We start from the raw sequence: 25,292 nt of genomic DNA, 5'->3' as shown, positions 1-25,292 counted from the left end.
CGAGGGTATTCGGAAGCGCGCCACCCGAACTTCGCCGCTAGCTGCCACTCGCCGCCTGCCGCGGCTACTTCTGCCGCTGCTTCATCTCGGCGGCCATTTTGCGCTGGTTGGCTTGCAGCTGCTTGAATTTGGCCGGGCCCAGCACCTGCTGAAGCTCTTTTTGGGAAGCAATGTTGATGCGCTTCTGCTCGGCCAGCAGTTGGGGCGACTGGGCCGGGAATTTACTCTTTGCGGCGTTGGCCTGCTCCACGGTGCTGGTGAGGATGGTACGGACCCGCGTTGTCTGGTCGGGCGTGAGGCTGAGGTCAGTTGCCATCACGTCGGCCAGGTCGCGGGCGGCCGTGGGCGGCGTGGGCGAGTCGGCCGTGCGCACGGTTTCGACTACCGGAGCCGGTTTATCACGATGCCGGAAGATAGAACAGCTGGCGGTGGTCAGGCCGAAGGCCAGCAGCCCGGCCAGGGACGCGGAACGAAGAAGAGAAGGTGTCATGTGCAAAAGAAGTAGGGCTGAATGCACCTACTTACGCAAATCCTGGCCCGGCCGGCGGAACACCGTGAGAATGGGCAGGCCTCCTACCCGAATCTCATGCACGACCGAGCCGTAGACGGTGGTATCGTAGGGCGCGGGGTGCCACCGGTACAGGCCAATGTAGTACCGCGCTTGCGCATGGGACACAAACCGGAGCCGGGCCTGGTCGGCCAGGGGCAGTAGCTGCGCGTTGTTGCGCACGGGCCCCACCAGCAGGACGGTATCGCTGACGGTGATAATGGCGCTGCGGTCGTGCGCCATTATCCAGGCCAGCCCATCGAGGCTAGATACGCCCCAGTAGTCGCGTTCGAAGAGCCGGGCCACCGTGGGGCCGGGCAAAAAGCTGAAATACGTGTACTGGTACGGGTGGTCGGCTACCTGGCGCACGGCCGTGTGGGCCACGCCCAGCGCCAGCGCCGTGCCCGCCACCCAACCCAGCCGCCGCGTGGCCGAAGCCGGCGGGGCGGCCCGCCAGGCCCGTACGCCCGCCCACAGGCCCCGCACGGCCAGCAGCACGAAAGCCGGATAGATAAAATAGACGTGTCGCCAGCCGTCGTACACCACCGAGCGAATGAGGATGATGAGCACCAGCGGCCCCACGCACCAGGCTCCGAAGAGCAGGTCGCGGCGGGTAGCCACGCGGCGCAGCTCTTCCCACGGCCGCCGGAAAAAGGCCCGCAGCACACTGCCCGCACCTGCAAAAAAGAGCACGCAATAAGCCACCGGCGTCGTTATCAGCACCCACACGGTGAGGTAGTGCCAGGGCAGATTCTGGCAGCCTTGCATGGTGCCAAAATACAGTAGTTGAAGGGTTTGACGGTAGTACCGGAAGCTGCGGAAGTTGGCCCACAGGCGCTGCACGGGCGCTTCCCAGAGGTAGGGCCAGAACAATATCACCAACGGCACCACCGCTCCCGCGTACAGCGCCAGCGCGCGGGTGAAGGCTGGCCGCCGCACCGGCCGGGCCCACATTTCCAGCCCGCCAAAGCCAACCGTGAGCACGGGCAGCAGCAGGCCCATGATGCGGACATCGGCGGCCAGGGCCGTGACCAGGGCGTGCGTGAGCGCCCGGCCCGCCGTGGGCCGGCGCAGCAGCCGCGTGAGCGTGTAGGCCCCCAGCGCAAACAGGTTCATGAACACGAGGTCCTTGTAATTATAAAAGGCCTCGCCAAAAATGCGGGGCGAGAGCACCAGGATGGCGGCCCCCACCAGCCCCCAGCGCCAGCTGCCAAACCGCTCGCGGCCCAGCCGGTACACCGCCCAGGCCCCCAGCACAAACGTGGCGAAGCACAGAAAATGCCGCAGCCAGTAGGCCCCGCGCAGGTCGTGGCGGAAAAAGGTGGCTTCCAGCACAGCCATGGGCAGCTGAAAAGCCACGCCGTGGTCGGCATCCGAAAAGGTGGCTAGCTCGGGCAGGTTGGCCAGGTGGCCGGCCTCGAGCACGGACGGGGCCAGGCGCTGGGCCACGTAGCGCAGGCTGATGTAGCCGGCCCGGCGCTCGGCCGGCTCGTCCCAGCACATGCCGTAGTCGCTGGTGAGCAGCAGGCCCAGCAGCAGCATCCCGCCAAAAAAGACGGTCGTGGATATCCGGCGGAGAGTGTTTTCGTTAAAGTTGCGTCGCATACTGGCCCTGGGTAGGGGCCAAAGGTACCGCGTGGGCTGCCTGCTTTACCGGGTTTTTCAGGCCCTGGGCCGTGAAGTGCGCCAGCGCCATGATGGTGAGCATGGGGTTGACCCCGCTACAGGCCGGGAAGGCCGAGCCATCGGCCACGAAGAGGTTTTGCACCTCCACGGTTTCGCCGTTGAGCTTGAGCGGGTGGGTGGCCGCGTCGCCGCCCATGCGGCAGGTGCTCATCTGGTGGGCACTGTAGAGGCCAAACTGGTTGGGTTTCCAGCTCAGGTGGGGCAGCTGGTCGAGCACGGCGGGGTTTTGCAGCACGCCGTTTTCGATGTGCAGCGTGGGCAGGGTGCCGTGGGGCAGGTACACGGTGGTGGCCCCGGCCGCGACGTGAATTTGGGCGGCGGCGCGCACGCCTTCCAGCATACTGGCCCGGTCAAAGTCCGACAGCGTGTAGTCAATCAGCGGCATGCCGTTTTTGTCGATGGTGACGCGGCCGCCGTCGCGGTCGCGGGTGAGCACGATGAACGAGCCGAGGTGGTCGGCATCGCGCAGCATTTCGTGGTGCTGGCGGCCCGAGCGCCAGGGCAGCACCATGCTCAGCAGGCCGGGATGGGTGGGCGGCGTTTCGAGCTTCGCGCCGAAATTGGTGCCGTGCAGCATGGTGTAGGTATCGTTTACCACGCTCATGCTGGGGCCGTGCCAGGAGTTCATGGCGTGGGGGTAGCGGCCGGCCACCACCACCGTGGGGTGCAGGTGCAGGTGCTGGCCCAGGTGCGGGTGCTTCAGGCCGGAGCGCAGCAACAGCGCGGGTGTTTGGATGGCCCCGCCGGCCACCACCACGCGTCGGGCCCGCACGGTGATGCGCACGGTGCGGCCGTCGGGCATGATGTGCACGGCTTCGGCTCCGGTGGCACGGCCCTGGGCAATGGTTACTTTATCAACTTTGGTATCGGCCAGAATGCGGGCTCCGTGCTCGAAGGCGGTGAGCAGGTACGTATTCAGCGTGCCCTGCTTGATGCCGTGGGCATCGCCCAGCGTGGAGTAGCCGAGGGCGCGGAAGTCCGCATCGGAATCAGTCAGGCCCTTTTCGTTGCGCGGAATCAGCTTTACTTCCTGGCCCAGCGCGGTCGAGCCGTCCCAGAGGGCCTGGTTCTGGCCGTTGTGGCGGGCGTAGTTGGTGTTCACGCCAATGGTGCGGGCCACGGCGCTGATGCTCTCCTTGAATTCGGGAGTGGTGAAATGGGGCGCGTCGTGCTCCCTGGCCCATTCCTGCAACACGTAATCGGGGGTGCGGAAGGCTCCGGCCCAGTTCACGGTGGTGCCGCCGCCCAGGCAGGAGCCGGCCAGGATGCCAATGCTGCCATCCTGGGTGCTCAGCGTGCCTTTGGCGTCGTAGAGCGCGCCGAGCATGTCTACTTCGCGCTGGGTGAAGTCGCAGCCGTGGCAGTAGGGGCCTTTTTCGATGACCAGCACGTCGTGCCCGGCCTGGGCCAGCTCGCCGGCCACCACGCCGCCGCCCGCGCCGCTGCCAATCACCAGCACGTCGCATTCCAGCACCGTGTCCTGGGTGGGGTGCAGGGTGTGGATGGGCTTGGGCGTGTCGACGGGCCGCTCAGCGGGGCCGGGGTAGCCGAGGCGGCCCCATGCGGCGGGCACGTCGGCCATGCTGCCGCCGTAGTACAGCAGCGTACACAGCTTGCGCAGCGCGTTGAAGCCCTTCCGCAGCTGCGGCACATTCGACGATGACCAGCTTTGCAGCAGCTCCTCGCGCTGGGCGGCATCCAGCTTGCGGAAGGGTTTCAGCGGCCCAAACCAAGTGAGGCCCAGCAGCGGCTTCTCCATCAGGTCGAGCAGCTTACCGAATTCGGCCTGCGCACCGGCCGGCTGCTCCCGGATGGCCTCCTGCAATTTATCCAGATTCAGCCCCAGTGAGCCAGCCGGGCTGCCGTCGGCCAGGGCCGGAATGAAGGTGTCGGCCAGGGCTTGGAGGACGGCGGAGCGGTTGGGGGTAAGCGTGAACATGATGCGGGGTTTTTGGGTGGTAAAAGGTAAGGACTTTTCCGCAAAGTGTTAGGCGTGCCGAGTAGTTATTGAGTATGAGTGGCCAAAAAAAGGAACGTCATGCTCATCTGGCGTCCGCGCAGCCGAAGCATCTCGCTCGTATCGTTCAACGATTGAGTTACTACCACACGCGAGATGCTTCGGCTGCGCGGACGCCAGATGAGCATGACGTTCTTTCAAATCATCATCGCCACCGACCTTTGCTCCCCAAGCCACTTCTGCTGCTCATGTCCCGCCTCATCCAAACGCCCGAATCCACCCACCACGTCTACTTTCAGGACTGCGACATGCTGGGCCACCTGAATAACGCCCGCTACCTCGACTATTTCCTGAATGCCCGCGAGGACCACACCACGGCGCACTATGCCCTGAACATGGGCGAGCTGACCCGCGAGCAGCACGCGGCCTGGGTCATCACCAAGCACCATATCAGCTACCTGAAGCCGGCGCGGCAGGGCGTGCGGGTGCGCATTCTGAGCCAGCTCATCCACTTCGATAATTCCAACCTGGTGCTGGAAATGCAGATGCGCAGCGAGGACGGCCAGCGCCTGCTGGCCCTGCTGTGGTCGGAAATGACCTACGTGGCCATGCCCGCCGGCACCCGCGCCGACCATTCCGATGCCCTGATGGACCTGCTCGACGAACTCGACGTGGAAGAAGTGAGCTACGACCCCGATGGGTTCGACGACCGGGTGAAGGAGGTGCGGCGGGAGCTGAAGCAGGGGCGGCGGTGAGAGTTAGGAGTTAAGAGTTAAAAAGAGCGTCACTCCTAACTCTTAACTCCTAACTCTTAACTGAGCCCGGTGCCGGGCTGGGAGGGAGGTTAGCGGCCGAAGGAATTATCCTTCTCGTTGGCATCCATGAAAATGCCGCCTTCCAGCTTTACTGACTTCACGGCTTTGGGTACGGTTATCACGGCTTGCTGCTGGTTGGCTTGCCAGATGGCGGGCGACTGGTGCAGGGTGGCTTTGCTGCCGTCGGTGTACTCCACGGCCATGTCGAAGGGGACGGCGAAGCCGCCGATGTTCTGGATGGTGACGCTGGTGCCGGACACCGGGCCCACGGCGAGGTCGATGTAGTTGTTGGTGAAAAACCAGTTGGTGAAAAACCAGCTCAGGTCCTGGCCGGTGGCGCTGTTCATGGTGTTGAAATAGTCCCAGGGAATGGGGTGCTTGCCGTGCCAGCGGTCCATGAACTCGTGCAGGGCTTTCTTGAAGAGGGCATCGCCGAGCATATCTTTCAGGGCGAGGTAGCTGAGGGAGGGCTTGCCGTAGGCGTTGTTGCCGTAGCCGGCGCGCAGCTCGGAGCTGGGCGTGATGATGGGCAGGTCCTGGACGGTGGAACGGTCGTTTATCCAGCGGTTGACGCGAAATTTCCGGTACGACTCATCGGCCTCGGCCGTGCCGTTTTCGCTGCGGCCGATGAGCAGCTCGAACGTGGTGGCCCAGCCTTCGTCCATGAAAGCGTAGCGGCTTTCGTTGATGCCCATGTAGAAGGGGAAGTAGGTGTGGGCGATTTCGTGGTCCTGCACGAACTGCGCAAACTTGGGGTCTTCCTGCGGGCTGTCGTTCACCATCATCGGGTATTCCATGTCGGCGAAGCCCTGGAAGGTCGTCATTTTGGGGAAGGGGTAGGCCACGCCGGGCCAGTTGCTGGGGTTGGAGAACCAGCCCAGGGCGTATTGGGCGTTTTTGACGGACTGCCGGAAGTCGACGGTGGAATCGGCGTAGGCGGCCTGCACGCTGGCGCGGCGCTTGGCTTTGGCATCGACGATGACGCTGGCGGCATCCCAGACGTAGTGGTTGCTGAGGCCGAAGGTGACGTCGGAGATGTCGCGGGCGGTCCAGACCCAGGTGTTGGTGGGCTGCTGGGCGGTGATGCTGTTTTTGGCGAGGTCGGCGGCGGTGGCGACGTGGATGAGGGCGTCGCTGGTCATGGATTTGGCCAGGCGTTTGGCGGGGGCGGGCTGGAGGACTTGCCGCGGGTTTTGGAGGGTGCCGGTGGCCCACACGATGTAGTTGGCGGGCACTTGCACGCGCAGGGTGTAGTCGTTGAAATCGTTGTAGAACTCTTTGCTGTCGACGAAGGGCAGGCGGTCCCAGCCGGCGTAGTCGTCGTAGACGGCGATGCGGGGGTAGAAGTAGGCCAGGAAGTAGGTGGTGGGGTCAATCATGCCCTCGCGGCCGCTTTCGAGGGAAATGGGGAAGTGCCAGGCCACGGTGAACTTCACCGAATCGTGGGGGGCGAGGGGCTGGGGCAGGCGGATGCTTTGCACGGTGGCGGGGCCGGCTTTGCCGGTGTAGGGGCGGATTTGGCCGGCTATCGTGAACGTATCGACTTGCAGGCCGGTGGTGAGGTAGTCGGCGGCGGCGTCGCTGTCGCGGGCCGCGCCGGGCTGGTGAATATTCTGGATAATGCGCAGCACGACCTGCTTCAGGGTGTCGGGGCTGTTGTTGAAGTAGGTGATGGTTTCGCGGCCCCGGATGTCGCGGGCGGGCGGGGCGGCCTGCATCGTGATGTCGTAGCGGGCGCGGTTTTGCCAGTAGCGGGGGCCGGGGCGGCCGTCGGGGCTGCGGGTGCCTTTGGCAAAGGCGGCCTTGATATCGCGCGGCATGTAGAGGGATTGCGCGGCGGCGGGGCGGGCGAGGCCGGCGAGCAGGAGGAGGGCGGTGAGGAGTCGAAGCATGAGAACGGACAGACAGTGACGGCGCGGCGAGCGTTGCACCCGCGCCGGGCAAATGTAGGGCTGCCAACCAGGGCCGCGCGGCATCGTGCCTGAAAAATAAGATGTTTCGGGTGCCGCCGAGAAACGGAATTGGCGCGTTGGGGAATGAAATTGGAGCGGGAGGGAGCTGCCGTGGCGGGGCGAGGGACGGAATTGGCGCAGCGCGGGGCGGCCGTGGAGCGGGCCAAAAGGGCTTTGGAGGGAGGGAGAAGGGCCTGGGAGCGCAGGAGCGCGGCGGGGGAGCGGGGCGGAGGCCGGCCGGGGCGCGCCGGGGCCGCGGGGCTGCCGATAAGGGCGGCAGCGGGGGCTGGGGAAGCAGCGGTTTTGCATTTTTCTTCTAATATGGGCCGGGGCTGGGGTTTTGGGGGAGGCGGCAGGAATGCGGGCCTACATTTGGCCCGGAACATTCCACCAAACAGTCTCTCCTGACCGGATGAGAACCTTACCAATGTCGCAGAGCGACCTGGCGCTGCTGTTGCCCCTGGCCTGGCAGAACTACCTCGATAACCAACCCAAATTCGGGAATTACAAAAGCAGCTACTCGGCGGCTTTGGCGGCGGAGGCGCTGGCCCGCTTCCGGGCGGCCGATGCCCTGCCCGACGATGCGGCCCGCACGGCCAACGCCGAGCTGACGCGGGGCGAGCTGCTGGAGCAGGGACGCGAGTTTCTGGATGCCTGGCAGCAGCTGGAGGGCTACATCGAGGGGGCGTTTCCGGCCCCGACGGCCTACAAGGCCATGCGTGAGGCGGCGGGCCACGGCAGCTACGAGCGGGGGCAAGCCCCGCACCCTACTCGACTAGGACTTGGGGGTGGCGCGTAAGTCTTGTATTAGAGCAGTTTCCGAGTCAGTGTACATTTTTGAAAACAGTTAAAAGTTGAGAGTTAAAACCCACTACGTCTTATTTTTAACTTTTAACTCTCAACTTTTAACTCTCAACTTTTAACTCTGTACATGGACTTGGAAACCGCTGTAGAAGCAACCCCAGTTACTTCAGCAGTGCGGGTTGGGTGGCGTCGGCGGGTGTGCGGAGCAGGGTGAGGCCGTTGGGGCACGAAAGCCCAAATTCTGCGGGAACCAATGGCCGCCGGGGGCGTAAAGCAACCGGGCCGGGTATATCCCCGGTGCCATTCTTTTCATCCGGTTTTACCTATGAGCATCTTCAGCAGCGACAAACTCAAGGGCAAGAAAATTGCCATTATTGCTACCGACGGCTTCGAGCAGTCCGAGCTCGACGAACCCAAAAAATACCTGGAGGGCGAGGGGGCCGAAACCCACGTTATTTCCCTCAAAAGCGGCTCTATCAAGGGCTGGGACGGGCCCAAGAAAGACTGGGGCGACAAGGTTGATGTGGACAAGGTGATTACCGATGCCCGGCCCGCCGACTACGATGCCCTGGTGCTGCCCGGCGGCCAGATGAACCCCGACATTCTGCGGATGGACAAGGACGTGGTGGCCTTCGTGAAGGAATTTGCCGGTTCGGGCAAGGTGCTGGCCGCCATCTGCCACGGCCCCTGGCTGCTGATTGAGGCCGATGTGGTGCGCGGCAAGCGCGTGACCAGCTGGCCCAGCCTGCATACCGACCTCAAAAACGCCGGGGCTCATTGGGAGGACTCCGAAGTGGTGACCGACCACGGCCTGATTACCAGCCGCAAGCCGGAAGACATTCCGGCCTTCAACAAGAAAATAGTGGAAGAGATGCTGGAGCCCCAGCACGGTGGGAACAGCTAGCCGCCTGGCGCTTAACTATCCAAAAAAGAGCCCCGATGCTGCAAAGCGTCGGGGTTCTTTTGGTGGGGCGTGGGCTACGCCGGGCAGTATACTTCTCTGCTGTTACGTAGCGGGATGTAGCGCGGACTTTGTAGGCTGCGAGCTCAACGGTTCTACTCGCGGACTACAGAGTCCGCGCTACATCCTGTTGCGTAGCGTCGGTTACTTCTGGCTGATAATCCAGGTGTGAATATTGGTTTGCACATCGGGGGAGATGGGGGCGGGGACCAGGCCGGCCGCCTCGGCACCGGTAATCTCCAGGGCGTGGTTGAGGCCGGGGAGGCGCAGCTCGGCCACGCGGGGATTGGCGCGCAGGCCTTTTTTGAGCAGCGGCAGGTTTACCGCGGCATTCACGGCTGCATCCTCCTCGCCTTGCAGCAGCAGCACGGGGCAGCGCACGGCGGCCAGGCTGGGCTGGGGGTCGAAGACAAGGAAGCTGCGATAAGCGGGAGTGGTGAGGGTGCGGACGCTGGCTTGCACGTCGGCCGGGGCAATGCCGGGGTAGCGCTGGCGCAGCATATTGCCCAGAATGGCCTGGGCCTGGGCGTTGTCGGTGGTCTGGCGCACTATTTCGAGCATGGCCCGCTGGTGCTTCACGCGGGCTTCGTCGTCGCGGCGCAGGGCGGCTTTCTGGCGCAGGCGCTGCTGGTCGAGGTAGGTTTGCACCTGGGCGGCGTTGGAGCCGTGGGCCCGCATTTTCACGGCTTCCTGCCCGGCGGCCAGCAGCTCGCGCTGGTATTGGTGCTGGCGCTGCACATCGGTCGAGTCCTGGCCGAGGACCTTGCCGTACATCACGGGTTGGGCGGCCAGCAGCTCGCGGCCCGACAGGCCCGCAGCGGCCAGGGCCACCACGAAGGTGGGGGCCAGGGGCTGGGCACCGGCCAGCAGGGCCACGTTACCGCCCTCGCCGTGGCCGATGAGGCCCAGGTGGGTCACGTCGATTTGGGGGCGGGTGCGCAGGTAGTTCAGCGCCGCGATGGCATCGGCCGAGCGCTCGGCCATGGTGGTAGTGGTGGCTGAGCCTTCGGAGCCGCCCAGGCCGCGCTCTTGCAGGCGCAGCACGGCGATGCCCCGGCTCACGAGGTGGTCGGCCAGGCTATTGAGCAGGCGGTTGTCGGCCGAGCTCGGGTCTTCGGCATCGGCCCCGCGCTCGGCCAGCAGCACGGCGGCCGGAAACGGCCCGGTGCCCACGGGCAGGCGCAACAGGCCGTGGAGGCGAACCCCATCGGTGGGCGAAGTCAGCGTAATCGTTTCGCCCCGGTCGAACAGCGGCCTGGCCTGAACGCCGAAGCTGAGCAGGAGGCAAAAAGAGGCGAAAGCGAGCAGGAATGGGCGCATAGTATAGTTGAAAAGCCACTCCCAAGAAAAGGCCAGGCGGCTCCCGCGGAGGTGAAAGAAGTACGCAAAGCTCCCCCAGCCGTATTTCGAGCTTGTCGGATTCAAGCCGAACCGCTGTTTTTCGTCGGCTTACGCAGGCTTTCGCCGTACGAATGGAAACGGTGCTTTCTCAAAATGGGCCTTTTTCCCAAATCAGGAATTCAGCATTTTCCCATCAGGGTAGCTGAGGAAGCCAGGCCTTGCCCTGGCTGTGCAGCAGGCTCCACATCGCGACGTCGAACACCAGCAGAAAACCGCCCTGCACCCACAGCGAATGGCCAAAACCCAGCAGCCGCGCCGGCAGCGGCTGCCCCGGCACCCGGGCCTGGGCCCGCAGGTAGTAGCCCGTCATGATGTAGGCGGCATCCAGCCCGGCATTGAGCAGGAATACGTTTTCGTTGAAGAGCTGCGCCTGGACCAAATCGGCCAGGCGCAGGCCGGCGGGCGCGGTGAGCCGCAGGTGCCAGATGCCCCACAGGGCCAGCCCCGCGTTGATAAATGCCCAGGCCACGTTCATGCCGTGGAAGTAGTAGGGCGCGTGGCGGCGGTCGGCGCGGGCCAGGCGGTAGCCGCTGCCCAGCAGGTTGAGCAGCACCCAGGCGGCCAGCACGGCCAGGCCCTGGCCCAGCAGTAGCTCGCGGGCGTGGTGCAGGGCGGCAAGTTCGGCAGCAGTGATTGCGGGCATGGAGGAGAAGGCAAGGAGTAGGGCCTGACAACAAAAAAGGAAGCCCGGATGATGGGCTTCCTTTTTAAGAAAATGCGACCGTCGGGTTCGACTATTGCGTGAAGCCGATGCCCACGTACACCTGAAGCAGGTTGTTGTAGAGCTTGCTGTTGGCAAATGCCCCGGCTTTGGTATTGCCATCTTCAAATATTTTGCCCAGGCTCAAGTTGTAGCGGGCACCCACGCGGGCGGGCCCTACGCGGGCTTCGAGGCCGCCCACACCGCCAAAGTCGAAGGAGTTGAAGCCGTTGGCGGCAATGTCCAGGGTCTGCTCATTATTGCGGATGTTGGTGAGCAGCGACACCTGCGGCCCAACGTGAAAGCTGATGGTTTCGGTGACGTTGCCCACGTACATGATGGGCAGCATCACATAGTCCATGCGGAAGCGCTGGCGGGCCCCACCGGCACCCGTGTTGGCCTCGAAGCCTTGGCGCGAGTACAGCAATTCGGTCTGAATGGACGAAAACTCATTGAAGCCCAGCTGGCCATATACCCCGGCGTGGAAGTCGCTGCGGGAGTTGCGGTTGATGCCTGAGATGTCATCGCCGCGTAGGCCGTTGAGGTTGTAGCCACCTTTAATGCCGAAGCCCGTGTTGCGCGAGCTCGTCACGCCGCCGCCGGTGAAATCCTTCGAGGACATCTCACCGCCCGGACGGTTTTGCGCAAAAGCCGCGGGCGCGGAAGCCATTGCCAACAGCAAAAATAGAAGAGTCTTTTTCATGGGTGAAAGAGGTGGGGAAGTGGTGTCGTTATCGGGGGAAAATTACTATTCTCGTTTGCCCCTATACTTTTCCGGGGCCAGAAGGTTGCCTGACGCGGCCGGAGTGAGCAAAAAAAACGCGTGCCATCAGTGCATCATGGGCTTGATAGCGCTACCTTTGGGGCTCCACTGCCGCAGCCCGGCACTGGTAATGGGGTGTTAGCTCAGTTGGTTCAGAGCGCCACCCTGACACGGTGGAGGTCGTTGGTTCGAGCCCAATACGCCTCACGAAAACCCTCACTGCATGCCGCGGTGGGGGTTTTTTTGGTTAGTGCCCGGCCCGGATTCCTGAAACCAGGCTTTTCGAGCGGCCAGCTTCCCGGCCGCCACGGCCAAACCCCCCGGTCTGCTCCGCTGTTGCCGCCCCATGCTTCCCATTGCCTTCGCGCCCAGCTACGCCCATGCCCTGCCGCCGGGCCACCGCTTTCCCATGCTGAAATACGAGCTGCTGCCCGAGCAGCTGCTGCACGAAGGCACGGCCACGGCCACCGACTTTTTCGTGGCCCAGCCACCGCCGGATGAGGACATTCTGCGGGTACACGATGCCGACTATTACCAGCGCCTGCGCCTGGGCCAGCTCACGCGGCAGGAGGAGCGGGCCACGGGCTTCCCGTGGTCGGCGGCGTTGTTCGAGCGCGAAATCACCATTCTGGGGGGGACTATCGAGGCGGCGCGCCTGGCGCTGGTGCACGGCGTGGCGTTCAATATCGCGGGGGGCACGCACCACGCGTTTCGGGCGCGGGGCGAAGGCTTTTGCCTGCTGAATGACCAGGCCGCCGCCGCCGCCTGGCTGCTGGCCCAGGGCCACGCCCGGCAGGTGCTCATCGTCGACCTCGACGTGCATCAGGGCAATGGCACGGCCGCTATTTTTCAGGATGAGCCCCGCGTGTTCACGTTTTCGATGCACGGGGCCCGCAACTACCCCGCCCGTAAAGAGCAGTCCGACCTCGACCTGGCCCTGCCCGATGGTACCGACGATGCCACCTACCTGAAGCTGCTGGCCGAAACGCTGCCCCGACTGCTTGATACCCAGCAGCCCGATTTCGTCTTCTACCTGGCCGGGGTCGATGTGCTGGCCACCGACAAGCTGGGCCACCTCGCGCTCAGCCGCGAAGGCTGCCGCCGCCGCGATGAGTTGGTGCTCGGCCTCTGCCACCGCCACCGCCTGCCCGTGGTCGTATGCATGGGCGGCGGCTACTCCGAGCGCATCGCCGACATCGTGGAAGCGCATGCGAATACGTACCGGGCAGCAGCGGGGCTTTTTTAGTGGTGAATGGTTAATGGTGACCGGTAAGCTCTTAGATATTAACCACTAATCATTCACCACTAACCACTAAAAAATCACCTGCCAGCGAAACGCCCAGCGCCAGCGCAGCTCATAATTTTTGATACCGGCCCGTGCCAATAGCGCCACCCAGTCTTCGCGCCTAAAAGCGCGGGCCACCGACAGCGGCGCATCGTGCCGCACCAGATAAGAGCCGCCCAGCAGCCGCGTGAGCCACTTGATGCTGTGGTAGGCCAGCCAGTGCCGGTGCAAATCGTTGATAATGACGGCTACCTGGGCCTGGGCCTGCCACTGGCGCAGCAGCGTCACCAATTCGTCATCGGTGAAGTGGTGGCAAAACAGGCTGCACGTCAGGATATCGTAGGGCTGGTTCTGAAATTCGGGGGAGAAAATATCGAATTTCCGGTAGCTTATTTCCGGGTATGCGTGGCTCTTGGCCGTGGCGTAGTCCAGCATAAACTGGTTGGCGTCGATACCGGTCAGCTGCACGGGAAAGGCCTTTTTGCGGGCCCAGCGGGCAATGTGGCGCAGGGTGTCGCCGCCGCCGCTGCCCAGGTCGGCCAGGCGCAAGGGCCGGCCCGGCGCGAAGCGGGGCCGCAGCCGGTTCAGCGCGTTCAGCACGGGCTGGTAGCCGCCCAGCCAGGTATTGATGGTCTCGAGCTCGTCGAGATTCTGGCGCAGGGCATCGGTGGCCAGCGTCAGGTCGTCCATCAGCTCCGGACCTGAGGCTCTTTCATTTAACATTCTCAGTGAGCAGTTATCAGTTAGCAGTGAGCAATTGGGCTGTCTGCTCTACCGCCTCTTCCCGATGGTTGGCGACAACTGCAAACTGCTCATTGTTCACTGTTAACTGCAACAGCATGGCCTCCATAGTCAGGCCCGGCCCGAAGGCGAAGCTGAGCACCGGCGCGCCGTGGTCGGCGGGGGTGGCGGCGGCCAGCACCTCGCGCAGCACAAACAGCACCGTGGCCGACGACATGTTGCCGTAGTCGCGCAACACCCGGTAGGCGTGGCGGTTATCCTCGCGCGTCAGGCCCAGCTCGGTTTCAATGGTTTCCAGAATCTTGCGCCCGCCGGGATGAATGGCAAAGTGCCGGATGTCGCCCAGCTGCACCGGCAGGCTGGCCAGCAGCCCATCGGTGAGCTTGCGAATGCCGCGCTGAATGAGCTTGGGCACGTAGCTGCTCAGCGTCATCTCAAACCCAAAGTCGTTGATGTGCCAGGCCATGTCGTCGTGGCCATCGGGTTCCAGGCCGCAGTGGAAGCCCTGCAGAGCCAGGCTGGGCGCGCCGTTGGGCAGCGGCTCGGCCAGCACCAGGGTGGCCGCCGCGCCATCGCCAAACAGCGCGTTGCTGATGAGGTGGTCTTCCTCGGGGCTTTTCTGGAAATGAAGGGTGCATAGCTCCACGCTCACGATGAGCACCCGAGCATCGGCATCGGCCCGGCAAAAGGCATCGGCCAGCTTCACGGCGTTCACGGCGGCGTAGCAGCCCATGAAATTTACGCAGGTGCGGCGCACGTCGGGGCGCAGGCCCAGGGCCTGCACCAGCTCAATGTCGAGCCCCGGCGCGTACATGCCCGTGCAGCTCACCGTCACCAGGTGCGTGATGCTGGCCGGAGCCACGTCGGGTACCTGGAGCAGACAGTTGCGCACGGCCTCGATGGCCAAGGGCAGGGCCTCACGCCGGTAAACGGCCATGCGCTGGCCCACACTCGGAAAAGGCTCCAGAGTAGGCGTGTTGGGGAAAAATGTGTAGTCGCCGTTGGCCCGGCCGTAGTCGGGCAGCACCGAGTAGCGGTGCTCAATGCCCGACACCCGGTACAGGGCCCGCAACTTGCGCGTGTCGCCCTCGCCAAACTGCAGGGCCTGGGCCATGAAATCGGCAATCTGGGGCTGCGCAATGCGGTGAACAGGGTTGGCAGTGCCAATAGCACCTAAATAACTCGGCATGCCGGAAGGTAATTACAAATGGTAAAACAGGGTAGACCAGTTGCTAAAACCCCACCGGGCCGGTCGCAATGGCAATATTCAGACTACTTACGGTAAAGCAAACACCTTTACGCGTTGCTTGGATAAAATAGTGCCAATAACATTGTGGTGTTTGTAGCGTCAGTCGCAAGCTTTTTCGCATAGTTCAGTTAAAACGGTGTGCCGTGGGTGCGGCGCATTAGGGCCTGCACTGCCCCGGGCCAGTGGCGCAGGCCGCCCACCACGGCCTCGCTCAGCACCGGCCCGCCAAACAGGCGCTGCACGGCGCGGCCCACCCGCAGCCGGGCCCCAAACTGGGCACGCCAAGCCTGGGCATACTGCATTTCCATGGCGGCGCGGGTCGTTTTGCCAGCCAGAAAATCGTGCGCCGCATCAGCGGCGATGGCCGCGCCGTGCAGGGCCATGGCCATGCCATTGCCGCACAGCGGCGTGATGAGGCCCGCCGCGTCGCCGCACATCAGCACATGCTGCTCCACCGGCTGCTTGGGCGCGAAGGATATTTCATTGATGACCTCGGGCTGCGGATACAGCACTTCGCCCGCGCTCAGAATCTCCCGTAAGTGTGGGTTTTTGGCCAGCACAGCCGCCTCCATCGCCGGAATGGTGCCGTGGCGCTTGAGATTTTGGCGGGAGGTGAGGTAGCAAAAGCACAGCTTATCTTCCTCAATGGCCGAAATGCCGGCGTAGCCATCGGCGAAATTGTGCAGTGCAATTACATCGCGCGGGAAGCCCGGCAGGCGCAGGTGGTACTTCACCCCGAGGTAGGGCGAGCGCTGGGCAAAAAAGGACCGCTGCAGCTGCCGGTCCAGGTTGGCGCGCTTGCCGTAGGTGCCCAGCACCACGCGGGCCGTGAGCTGGCGGCCATCGGCCAGGGTCACGCGGTGCTGGTTCGTAGCCGGGTCAAACGCCACGTCCGTCACGGTGCTTTTCAGGTGAAAAGTCACGCCCCGGGCCAGGCCCCGCTGGTACAGAAAATCATCGAGCAGGAAGCGGCTCACGCCAAAGCCGCCTAGGTCGAGCGGGCTGCTGAGGGTGCGCCCGCCCGGCGACGAGAGCAGGAACTGGCTAATGGCCGCCGGGGCCAGCTCCGCCGGGTCGGCCCCGAGGCGGCGCAGGTAGGGCAGTACCTCGTTGCTTACGTACTCGCCGCACACTTTGTGAAACGGGTACTGCTTGCGCTCCACCACGGCTACGCGGTGCCCGCGCCCGGCCAGGTCCAGGGCCGCCGCCAGGCCCGCCAATCCGCCGCCAATTAAAAGAATATCCACCTAATTGGTCGTGAAAATGAGAACCGTGATAATCAAAATACCGTAGTTTATCGGGTTTTCTGTATATTTGAGTAGGCCCGTCGGTTGAACCGCCGTACCTTTGTCAACTAAAATCAACACCACTCGTTAAGCTGCTAGGCCCCGTGCCTGTTTTGATTAACCATTAATTATTACTATGATGCAACGCCTACTCTTACCTTTTCTGCTGGTTGCTTGTCTGAGCTTCGGCCTGGGTCCGCTATTGACTACCGTACCCGCCGCTTCGGCCGCTCCTACTGTCCGTCCCGGGCAGCAAGGTAAACCCGTTGAAGACAACAAAACCCTGCTGGTGTATCCCAATCCCAGCACTGGCATCGTGCACCTCACCATCAGCAACCTGCAAGGCAAGAAAGTGGAGTTGAGCGTGCTCAACGTCATCGGTTCGGTGATGTACCGCGAAACACTGACAGAAATGAACGACCGGTACACGAAAATGCTCGACCTCAGCAAGTTTGCCAACGGCCTGTACTACGTGCGCCTCGAAGCCGACAACACCAGCCAGATGTGCAAGCTGGTTATTCGATAACTGGATTCTGATTTCACAACCAGCATAAAAAAGGCAGCCCGAAGGCTGCCTTTTTTTATATAAAAATCCGACAAAGACTACTTAACCCGAACACGTACGGGAACCAGCAGCGGTTTGGCGTTTGAGGTAGTTTTGAGCGCGACGAAGGCAGTGGCCGTTAACAGGCCCAGCATGAAGATAAACATGAGTCAGGATATAAAGGCGGGTGAATAAATAGCAGTTTGCTTCTGGCAGCTGCTTCTATTCGTGTCAACCCCAAAACGCCCGGCTGGGTTTCAACAACATTAGGGCATTGCTACGGCGTGCCCAGCAGGGCTGCTACCACGCGCCGGGCATCGGCACCCGCGCCGTTCAGCAGCGCCGAATTGCGGCTGTTGAGCCAGTCCAGGCCCAGGAAGGCCACGCCCGGCGCGGCCGTGAGGCCCTGGTGGTGCCGCGGCTGTCCATCGGGGCTGATGATGGGCAGGTCGACCCAGGCATAATCGGGCCGGTAGCCGGTGGCCCACACCACGGCGGCCAGTGGCGGCGAAGTGGCCCGCTGGCCCTGCAGCGCCCCCGTGGGCAGGGCCGCCGTGGCCCGCCCGATGAACGTGGCATTGGCAAAGCGGCGCAGCCGGGCCAGGTCGCCGCTCACCACGGGTTCGGGCTGGTCCATCATGAGGCGGCCCAGCGGCGTGTGCCGGGTCACTCGCAGCAGGCGCGTCGCCGTGAGAAAAGCCCACATGAATTGGTTGTTGGGCATGGCAGGCGTCTTCTCATTAAACGCCACCACCACCGCCCGGCCGGTGGCCGCGATGTCGGCCGCAATTTGCAGCGCGGAGTTGCCACTGCCCACCACGGCTACCGGGCCGGAGCCGGGCAGTTGGGCGGGCCGCTGGTAGGCGCTGCTGTGCAGCTGCGCCACGGTGGGCGGCAGGGTGGCAGCCCATTCGGGCACGCGGGGCGTGGTGTAGGGGCCGGTGGCCACAATCACCCGGCGGGCGTGGTAGGTGCGCCCGGCGGCCGTCTGCACCACGTAGCCGCCGGCCGGGCTGGGGGCAGCGGCCAGGCGGGTAGCGCGCTGCTGCACGTCGAGGGGGAAGCCAAAGTGCGCGGCGTAGGCCCGCAGGTAGGCGGTGGTTTCGTCGCGGGTGGGGTAGTGCAGCGGCGGCGTGGGCCACGCGTAGCCGGGCAAGCCACTGGCCCACGCCGGGGAAAACAGCCGGAGCGAGTCGTAGCGGCTACCCCAGGCTGCTCCGGCCGTGGGGCCGGCATCCAGCACCCGGAAGTCGATGTGCGCCTGCTGGAGGTAGTATGCCGCTGCCAGCCCCGCCTGTCCCGCCCCGATAACGACGGTATCGGTCGTGATGCCCGCGGGCGTGGTGAAATCAGCCATTGATGATTGCTGGAGCGGCTTCCGCTTTGAAAAAATTAAAAATGAAGAATTAAAAATTTAAAAATCAGGGCTTTTGATTTTTAATTCGACAACACATTGATAACCAAACTGCTCACACCTCACACCTCACCTACGCCTGTTGCTCCGGGAATTCAGTGCGTAGGGCGGCCATCACTTTTTCGGTGGTGGCACGCACCAGCGCTACCTGCTGGGCCGCCTGAGTGGGCGCGGGCGGGTTGTCGCCGTAGGCTTCCACTTCCCGGATGACGAGGCGTAGGCTTTCCACTCCCAGGCCATCGAGGGAGCTTTTGAGGTGGTGAGCGGCGTCGCCCACGGCTTCCCAGTCGGCCTTGGTCAGGGCTTCGTCGAGGGCGGTGAGAATGGCGGGCGTGGTTTCGATGAAGGCCCAGGCCAGGCGCCGCACAATGGCTTCATCGTGGCGCACCAGCTGGCGCACGTTATTCAGGTCGTAGAGAGGGGCAGGCATTGCAGAAGAAGGGTTAGGTGCGGGTTCGGGACTGGTGGCGCGGGTGCGGCGGGCCAGCGCGGCCTGCATGGTTTCGAGCAGCTGTTCTTCGCGGTAGGGCTTGGCCAGGTAGCCGGCAAAGCCGGTGGCTTGCAGGCGCTCGGCCTCGCCGGGTTGGGAACGGGCCGTGAGGGCGATAATGGGCGTGGCCGCTTGCACGGGGTTGGGGTGCTCGCGCAGGGCGCGGGCGGCCGTTTCGCCGTCCATGCCCGGCATCTGAATGTCCATGAGCACAAGGTCGAAAGGCCGGAACTCAAACAGCTGAATAGCGGCCGGGCCGCTGGCCGCCGTGGTCACTTCCCAGCCCCAGTTGCGCAACACGGTTTCGGCCAGCAGGCTGTTCACCAGGTTGTCCTCGACCAGCAAAACCCGACCCGTGACCGCGCTGGGTCCGGCCGCTGCCGCAAGAGCGGCCGGTGCCGATGGAGCCATCGGCACCGGCCGAAAGGCCAGGCTGAAGGCAAACGTGCTGCCCTCGCCTACCTCGCTGCACACCCGCAGCATGCCGCCCATCAGCTTCACCAGCTCGGCCGAAATACTCAGGCCCAGGCCCGAGCCGCCGTATTCGCGGTCGGTGCTGGCGGCGGCCTGCGCAAAGGGCTCGAAGACCCTGTCCAGGGTGTCGGGCGGGATGCCAACTCCCGTATCGCTCACCAGGAATTGCAGCCAGACGGTATCGGCCGGCTCGTGGTGGCCCACCGGCGCCGTCCCGACCTGGCAGCGCAGCCGCACCTGGCCGGTGGTCGTGAACTTGATGGCGTTGCTGACCAGGTTGAGCAGTACCTGCCGCAGGCGGTAGGTATCGCCGAGCACGGCGGGCAGCGAATCGGGCTTTTCCACGCGCAGGCGCAGGCCCTTTTCGCGGGCGCGGGGCCGCAGCAGGGCCGCGCAGCCCGCGAGCACGTCGGCGGGCTGGAAGGCAATGGACTCGGGCTGCAGCTTGCCGGCCCCGAGCCGGGCGGTGGTCAGCACGTCGTTCAGCACCATGAGCAGGTGCTCGGCCGATTCGCCCAGCAGGCGCAGGTAGTCGTGCTGGCTGCGGCTGAGGGTGGTTTTGGCGAGTACGCCGGTCAGGCCCAGAATGCCGTGCAGCGGCGTCCGGATTTCGTGGCTCATGTTGGCCAGAAAGTCCTCTTTGGCCTGCGCATTCACGCTGGCCGTGGCAATGGCGCCTTCCAGCGCCTGCTGCGTGCGCTTGAGCTCCGTGATGTTGCTGCTGATGCCCAGTACGTGCCGAACTCCACTGCCATCCACAAACAGCCGCTTCACGCTCGTGAACCACGCCGGCTGCCCTTCGGCATCGACATATGATTCTTCCTGGGTCGAGTCCTGGCCGGTGGCCAGCACCTGCTGGTCCTGGTCGTAGTAGGGGCTTTGGTCAGCCACGCCGGTTGCCGGCAGGGCACCCGCGCCGCGCCGCATCAGCTCTTCCATGGTGAGGCCGAAGAGGTCGGCGGTAGCCTGGTTGGCCAGCTGGTAGTTGCCCTGGTCGTTCTGGAGGTAGATGGGATGGGGCAGCGTGTCGATAACCTGGCGGAACAAGCGGTACTGCTCGGCCAGGCGCAGGGTGGCCGCCCGGCTCTGCTCGTCGGCGGCCCGCTGTTCGGTAATGTCTTCAACTACGCCAATAATGCTGCGCATGGTGCCATCGGGGGCGCGGGCAAAGGGCGTGGTGGTGGTGCGCATCCAGCGCATGGTGCCGTTGCGGTGCCGCACGGGGTATTCCAGCGTGCGGGTCTTGCCGTCGGCCAGCTCCGCTACCGCGGTCAGGTGCTCCTGAAACTGCATGAGTACCTCGGGCGACATCAACGAAGCCAGCAGCGAGCCATCCTCAAACGCCAGTACTTCCTCGCTGCTATACCCCAGCAGCAGCTCTACCCGCTCGTTGATGTAGGTGGTGCGGTTGTGGTGCAGGTCGTAGATGTAGATGACGTTCGGAGCCAGGTCTACTATCTGCCGCAGCAGCTGCCGGTTGCGGCGCAGCTCCTGCACGGCCGCGCGGTGGCGGGTCACATCTTCGGCGCTGCCCGTTATTTCCCGCACCTGCCCGTCGGGGCCAACTCTTGCGGCCCGCACCCGGATGCGCAGCCACCGCCAGCTGCCGTCGCGGTGCCGCACCCGGCAGTCCCAGCTCAGGGTTCGCCCCTGGGCCAGCTTTTCCTCAAAGTTTTCCGCGTGCAGCTTGGCCAGCGAAGCCGGGTGCATCATGCTGGGGCCGAGGGACGCTCCCAAATCCAGCAGCTCCTGGCTGCTGAAACCCAGCACGGTGTGGCAATGCCGGTTGCAGTGGAGCAGCCGCCGGCCCCTGGTGTCGTAGCTGAATAGAATGAGGGGCACCTTATCGGCCAGGCCAGGCCCAAAGGGTGGCGGGGCGGCAGCGGCTGGGGGCAAGCCGTTGGCCGGGGCCACTGTTCGTCGCACTGCTGGCACGGCAGCCCTGCGGGACGAGCGGGAGAAGCGGGAGCGGCGCATTATTCGGAAACTACAAGACGGGAGAGCGAAGGTAGAACAGCAGCAACGATAACAACACAAAACGTAATACGGCGGCCGCCTGGTTTCATTTTTTAGCTTACATGTACTTCCCGCAGCTGTATCATCCGGTAAATGGTCGACTTACCGATTTGCAGGCGGGCGGCCACGGCCAGCACATCACCACCCAGCTCATCGAGGCAGCCCTGCACGATGGCCGTCGTTTGGTCGCGCAGCGAAAGCTGGCTGCCCGCCCCAATCAGGGCCTTGCCGGCGCACAGAGGCAGGTCGGTGGCCTGAATCTGTTCGCCATCGGCGAGCACCGTGGCCAGCTCCACCACCGCTTTCAGCTCGCGCACGTTGCCCGGAAAGGGGTGGGTCATCAGCTGCGCCCGGGCCGCTTCGGTGAGCTGGCGTAGGGCCAGGTTGTTGAAGCGGCAAAATTCGCGCACGAACACATCGGCCAGGAGCAAAATATCGTTGCCGCGCTGGCGCAACGGCGGCAGGGCGATGGGCAGGCCCAGTAGCCGGTAGTACAAGTCCTCGCGAAAGCGCCCGGCCTGCACTTCGGCCAGCAGGTCGCGGTGGGTGGCCACTATCAGGCGTACATCGAAGGCAATGTGCTGGTTGCCCCCCACGCGGGTCACCTCCCGCTCCTGGAGCACGCGCAGCAGCTTGGCCTGCAGACTGAGGTCGAGGTCCGCGATTTCGTCCAGAAACAGGGTGCCGCCGGTGGCTTCTTCCAGCCGGCCCACGCGCCGCGCCACCGCCCCGGTAAAGGCCCCTTTCTCGTGCCCAAACAGCTCGCTTTCCACCAGCTCGCGCGGGATAGCGGCCATGTTGACGGCCACGAACGGCCGGGCCGCCCGGTCCGACTGGAAGTGGATAGCCTTGGCTGCCAATTCTTTGCCCGTACCGGTTTCCCCGCTCACGCTCACCGTGATGGCCGTGCGTGCCGCTTTGGCAATGAGCAGGTGCACCTGCTGCACCGACGGATGCTCGCCGAGGATGGCCTGACCGGGGCCGTAGCGGGCCCCGATTTGCTGGCGCAGCTGGGCATTTTCGCGCCGCAGGCGCACCTGCTGCTCCACTTTGCCCACAATGTTCCACAGCCGGTCGAGGGTGTTTTCGTCCTTCACCAGGTAGTCGTAGGCACCCTGTTGCAGCATCCGCACGGCGGTGCCCACGTCTTCCTGCCCCGAAATAACCAGGACTTCGGTGCCTGGCAGGCGGTCGGAAATCTGGCGCAGCAGCTGCTCGCCCTTGGCATCGGGAAGGGAGTAGTCGAGGGTGATGAAGTCGGGTTTTTCGCCCAGCTGGTCGAGGCAGGCCTGGCCCGTCGAAAACCGGTACACGCTATGGTTGGGGTTCTGGCCCAGGCGATGCATGAGGAGCTCGCCGTACCACTCGTTGTCCTCGACCACGAAAATCTTGAATGGTAAAGATGGGGTCATGAAAGCGGAGTTTTGGTCGGATGTGAGCCGTAAGGAAAGCTACTTATATCTATTAGTACGGGTAAAGCAGCGTTTGCTCCGTATTGTTAGAAAAATTATATTGCTAAAATACGGCTCAATGTGTCTGGATGACAAAAAATAAGGCCAAAAGGCGCCATTTACGAATTTAAATCACGTTCGGATTGCGAATCGTAACAGCGCTATTTCCGTATTTAGGAATAAACTCCCTAGTTGGGACAAGAAGTGTAATAGCGTAAAAACGCTATGTATCTGACTATTAGCTAGCGAGGTGATGATGACGGGTATGGTAGCAGAATTGCAAGCAACTAAGCAACGCAATGCCATTCAGTTAAACATTTTTTCGTCGTCCCTATGCAATCCGCTACGCACGCTCTCCGTCCAGGTATCCATATTCGGATATGGCTATTATTTACTGTCGCTTCCCTGCTGGCTGTCCGGGTCGGCGTTTGCGCGCCCATCTATTCAACTGGTAGCGTGACGTCTGCCAGCAGCACTTGCCTGATACCGGCAATCTGCAACCTGACCGGGCTGCTGGGTGGCGAGGTAGACAACCCCGACTATGCCGCCGATGGCATTACCAGCACCTACGCCACCATCTACAAATTTGTGGGCGTGAGCTCGGGCGTGACGCTGCGCGTGGGACTGGACTCCCGGGCCCGTCTCGGCGACCGGGTTGGGCTGCTGGTGGCCCTCGATGCCAGCATCCTCAGTACCTCCGCGCTGGGCACCTACACGCTCCGAACCTACCTGCGCGGCTCCACCACGGTAGTGGAAACGCAGGTGGTTTCGGCCGCCGTGGTGCAAAGCCTGCGCGTGCTGACGGGCACTGGCCGGCCGGTGCAGCTGGAGTTCGTGGCTTCCCAGCCCTTCGATGACATCGAGCTGGAGGTTGCGGGTGCCGTGGATGTCCTCTATCGCCTGCGGGTGTACAATGCCTACGCCGTGGAAGCGCTGCTGCAGCAGCCGGTGCAGGGCCTGCTATCGCGGTTCACGGCCCCCGACCTGTCCCCGTACTACAGCACGGCCGTTACGCCCGGCAACCTGGGTGTATGCGTCAACACCGACGTCATCAACCCGGCCAATGCCGTGGATGCCAGCCTGACCAACTTTGCGCAGTTCAGCACCTTGGTGTCGGTCAGCTGTCCCTCAACGTTGGCGGTGAAGCTGGAGAACCTGCGCAACGCGCCGGCGGGCTACTACGCCGGATTCGTGCTGGGCACTACCGGCCTGATTGACGTGACGGCGCTGTCCAACCTGCGCCTCACCACCTACAAAACCATCAATGGGGTACGCACCAGGCAGGAGTCGGCTTCCGGCCCCAGCCTGCTCGACCTGAACGTGCTGCCCAATGGCAAATTCCAGATGAGCTTCCCCACTACCTTACTCTTCGATGAAGTACAGATAGAGCAGCTTGATGCCCTGGCCGTCCTCAGCGACCTGAAAATCTACTACGGTTTCGGCATCGAGCCCAGCGCATTTATTGGCAGCACGCGCATTTTGTCGGACTTCGACCAGGCCACTTCTTCCACTAAAGTCACCGTCAGCATGAGCGGGGTGGCTTGCGCGCTGTGCGGCGTAGCAACGCCGGAGGGTGCGGCCGACAGCAACCCAACCACCAAAGCCGTGCTGAATGTGACGGTCGGGCTGGCTACCAGCGTAGAGCTGAAAGTAGCGCTACGGGGCACGGGCGTGGCCGGCTACCGGGCCGGCATGGTTATCAGCAGCAACACGGGGCTGCTCGATGTCAGCCTGCTCGACCGCCTCACGCTGACTACCTACGGCAGCGACGGCCAGCTAGTGGAAAGCGCCTCCGGCTCATCGTTGCTGGCCCTGAATGTGCTGCCCGACGGCCAGCACGAGATTTCCTTCCTGACTACCCGGGATTTTGCCTCCGTGCAGCTCAGCACGTCGGCCCTGGCCGGCATTGGGGTGAATATCAACATCTTTCAGGCCTTTGCCGATAACCTGGCCAGCGGGCTGTTCACGACCATCACGGCCCCGCTGCCCGTCGAGCTCACGGCCTTCGCCGGCCGCTGGGTTGCCGGTGCCGCCGAGCTGAGCTGGAGCACGGCTTCGGAGCAAAACAGCAGCCATTTCGTGGTGGAGCGCTCGGCCGGGGGCGATGGTGCTTTCCGGGCAGTGGGTCAGGTCTCGGCGGCGGGCAACACCACCAGTGCCTATACCTACCAGCTGCGCGATGCCGAGGCCGGTGCGCAAGGCGTGGCTACCCTCTACTATCGCCTGCGGCAGGTCGATAAGGACGGTAAGCAGTCGTTCTCGCCGCTCGTAACCGTCACGGTCGGTAAGCTGACTGCCGCCGCGCCCGCTGTGGAAGTGTACCCGAACCCCACCGCCGATGCCCAGGTAGTGTCCGTACGCATCCTCAACCTGCCCGCTGCCGGGGCCGTGGTTCAAACGTATTCGCAGCTGGGCCAGCTCGTAGGCCAGGTACCCGTGGGCAAAGCCACCACGCGTTTGGAGCTGCCCGCCTTGGCCCTGGGCCTCTACCATGTGGTGCTGCGTAGCGCCAGTGGTCAGCGGCTGGCTACTCAGCCGCTGGTAGTAGGCGGCCGCTAGGCCAGCCGGCCGCATTGCCCGTTGCCTTTTGGCGGACTACTATGTTTTCAGGTAAGTACCCGTTGCTAAGTAACCCAAGTTGCGGAGTAGTTGGAGAGCACAAAAAAAGTCTGCTCGGCAGAGCAGAAGTAGGTTTGAGGTCTCTAACCGCCTCATTCCTACTTTCCCCATGCGCGAACAGACCGTTGCAATGTACT

The 25,292-nt window shown here is 63.5% G+C and carries 19 protein-coding genes and 1 tRNA gene; 7 read left to right on the top strand and 13 right to left on the bottom strand.

Annotation, left to right across the window (positions count from 1 at the left end; all coding sequences use genetic code 11):
• Window positions 1-64: 64 nt before the first annotated feature.
• The 3 genes from ABD819_RS10190 to ABD819_RS10180 are packed head-to-tail and all read right to left on the bottom strand — an operon-like array spanning window position 65 to window position 4,172.
• A complete protein-coding gene (locus ABD819_RS10190) occupies window positions 65-490 on the bottom strand; it encodes a hypothetical protein (protein WP_345123783.1) in 426 nt (141 codons plus the stop codon).
• 27 nt (window positions 491-517) lie between these two features.
• Window positions 518-2,152 (bottom strand): hypothetical protein, encoded by a 1,635-nt coding sequence (locus ABD819_RS10185; protein ID WP_345123780.1) that lies wholly within the window; start codon window positions 2,150-2,152, stop codon window positions 518-520.
• Window positions 2,136-4,172, bottom strand: coding sequence for an FAD-dependent oxidoreductase (locus ABD819_RS10180; protein WP_345123778.1), 2,037 nt, complete (start codon window positions 4,170-4,172; stop codon window positions 2,136-2,138). The genes ABD819_RS10185 and ABD819_RS10180 overlap by 17 nt, the downstream gene beginning before the upstream one ends.
• Window positions 4,173-4,438: 266 nt before the next feature.
• Between ABD819_RS10180 and ABD819_RS10175 the strand changes: the two genes are divergently transcribed.
• Window positions 4,439-4,945, top strand: coding sequence for an acyl-CoA thioesterase (locus ABD819_RS10175; protein WP_345123776.1), 507 nt, complete (start codon window positions 4,439-4,441; stop codon window positions 4,943-4,945).
• Between the two features lie 89 nt (window positions 4,946-5,034).
• Here ABD819_RS10175 and ABD819_RS10170 read toward each other — a convergent pair whose 3' ends face one another.
• Window positions 5,035-6,897 (bottom strand): M1 family metallopeptidase, encoded by a 1,863-nt coding sequence (locus tag ABD819_RS10170; RefSeq protein WP_345123774.1) that lies wholly within the window; start codon window positions 6,895-6,897, stop codon window positions 5,035-5,037.
• Between the two features lie 472 nt (window positions 6,898-7,369).
• Here ABD819_RS10170 and ABD819_RS10165 point away from each other — a divergent pair, with 472 nt between their 5' ends.
• Both ABD819_RS10165 and ABD819_RS10160 read left to right on the top strand, forming a co-directional pair.
• On the top strand, window positions 7,370-7,756 hold the full coding sequence (locus ABD819_RS10165) for a hypothetical protein (RefSeq protein WP_345123772.1): 387 nt from the start codon (window positions 7,370-7,372) through the stop codon (window positions 7,754-7,756).
• Between the two features lie 330 nt (window positions 7,757-8,086).
• Entirely contained in the window at window positions 8,087-8,665 is a 579-nt protein-coding gene (locus tag ABD819_RS10160; RefSeq protein ID WP_345123770.1) for a type 1 glutamine amidotransferase domain-containing protein, read from the top strand.
• 201 nt (window positions 8,666-8,866) lie between these two features.
• On the opposite strand, the gene ABD819_RS10155 is transcribed toward ABD819_RS10160, so the two are convergent.
• The 3 genes from ABD819_RS10155 to ABD819_RS10145 all read right to left on the bottom strand — a co-directional run bounded on the left by ABD819_RS10155 (window position 8,867) and on the right by ABD819_RS10145 (window position 11,526).
• The gene (locus tag ABD819_RS10155; RefSeq protein WP_345123768.1) at window positions 8,867-10,042 is read right to left on the bottom strand and encodes an alpha/beta hydrolase; all 1,176 of its coding nucleotides are present in this window, start codon (window positions 10,040-10,042) and stop codon (window positions 8,867-8,869) included.
• Between the two features lie 214 nt (window positions 10,043-10,256).
• Entirely contained in the window at window positions 10,257-10,766 is a 510-nt protein-coding gene (locus tag ABD819_RS10150) for a DUF6992 family protein (protein ID WP_345123766.1), read from the bottom strand.
• Window positions 10,767-10,857: 91 nt separating this feature from the next.
• The gene (locus ABD819_RS10145; protein WP_345123764.1) at window positions 10,858-11,526 is read right to left on the bottom strand and encodes a porin family protein; all 669 of its coding nucleotides are present in this window, start codon (window positions 11,524-11,526) and stop codon (window positions 10,858-10,860) included.
• Between the two features lie 192 nt (window positions 11,527-11,718).
• Here ABD819_RS10145 and ABD819_RS10140 point away from each other — a divergent pair.
• A tRNA-Val gene (locus tag ABD819_RS10140) sits at window positions 11,719-11,793 on the top strand.
• A gap of 139 nt (window positions 11,794-11,932) precedes the next feature.
• Window positions 11,933-12,832, top strand: a complete 900-nt coding sequence (locus ABD819_RS10135; protein WP_345123762.1) for a histone deacetylase family protein — start codon at window positions 11,933-11,935, stop codon at window positions 12,830-12,832.
• A 66-nt stretch (window positions 12,833-12,898) separates the two neighbouring features.
• On the opposite strand, the gene ABD819_RS10130 is transcribed toward ABD819_RS10135, so the two are convergent.
• The 3 genes from ABD819_RS10130 to ABD819_RS10120 form a co-directional block, all read right to left on the bottom strand.
• Complete coding sequence (locus tag ABD819_RS10130; RefSeq protein ID WP_345123759.1) at window positions 12,899-13,594, bottom strand: methyltransferase domain-containing protein; 696 nt, start codon at window positions 13,592-13,594, stop codon at window positions 12,899-12,901.
• A gap of 16 nt (window positions 13,595-13,610) precedes the next feature.
• Window positions 13,611-14,801, bottom strand: coding sequence for a type III polyketide synthase (locus ABD819_RS10125; RefSeq protein WP_345123757.1), 1,191 nt, complete (start codon window positions 14,799-14,801; stop codon window positions 13,611-13,613).
• Window positions 14,802-14,989: 188 nt separating this feature from the next.
• On the bottom strand, window positions 14,990-16,108 hold the full coding sequence (locus tag ABD819_RS10120) for an NAD(P)/FAD-dependent oxidoreductase (protein ID WP_345123755.1): 1,119 nt from the start codon (window positions 16,106-16,108) through the stop codon (window positions 14,990-14,992).
• Between the two features lie 175 nt (window positions 16,109-16,283).
• Here ABD819_RS10120 and ABD819_RS10115 point away from each other — a divergent pair, with 175 nt between their 5' ends.
• Complete coding sequence (locus tag ABD819_RS10115) at window positions 16,284-16,673, top strand: T9SS type A sorting domain-containing protein (protein ID WP_345123753.1); 390 nt, start codon at window positions 16,284-16,286, stop codon at window positions 16,671-16,673.
• A 295-nt stretch (window positions 16,674-16,968) separates the two neighbouring features.
• On the opposite strand, the gene ABD819_RS10110 is transcribed toward ABD819_RS10115, so the two are convergent.
• From ABD819_RS10110 to ABD819_RS10100, 3 genes are all read right to left on the bottom strand, one after another.
• Window positions 16,969-18,048: a flavin-containing monooxygenase gene (locus tag ABD819_RS10110; RefSeq protein ID WP_345123750.1), complete on the bottom strand. Its 1,080-nt coding sequence runs from the start codon at window positions 18,046-18,048 to the stop codon at window positions 16,969-16,971.
• Window positions 18,049-18,178: 130 nt separating this feature from the next.
• Window positions 18,179-21,046: a PAS domain S-box protein gene (locus ABD819_RS10105; RefSeq protein ID WP_345123748.1), complete on the bottom strand. Its 2,868-nt coding sequence runs from the start codon at window positions 21,044-21,046 to the stop codon at window positions 18,179-18,181.
• 92 nt (window positions 21,047-21,138) lie between these two features.
• Window positions 21,139-22,497, bottom strand: a complete 1,359-nt coding sequence (locus ABD819_RS10100; RefSeq protein ID WP_345123746.1) for a sigma-54-dependent transcriptional regulator — start codon at window positions 22,495-22,497, stop codon at window positions 21,139-21,141.
• Between the two features lie 495 nt (window positions 22,498-22,992).
• On the opposite strand from ABD819_RS10100, the gene ABD819_RS10095 reads away from it, so the two are divergent.
• Window positions 22,993-25,095 carry a hypothetical protein gene (locus ABD819_RS10095; protein ID WP_345123744.1) on the top strand — a complete coding sequence of 701 codons (2,103 nt, stop codon included), beginning with the start codon at window positions 22,993-22,995 and terminating at the stop codon, window positions 25,093-25,095.
• Window positions 25,096-25,292 lie beyond the last annotated feature (197 nt).

Source organism: Hymenobacter antarcticus (genome assembly GCF_039539545.1).
Taxonomy (GTDB): Bacteria; Bacteroidota; Bacteroidia; order Cytophagales; family Hymenobacteraceae; genus Hymenobacter; species Hymenobacter antarcticus.
The sequence above is the reverse complement of the archived record's forward strand: the minus strand, read 5'-3'. Positions and strand labels throughout refer to the sequence as shown.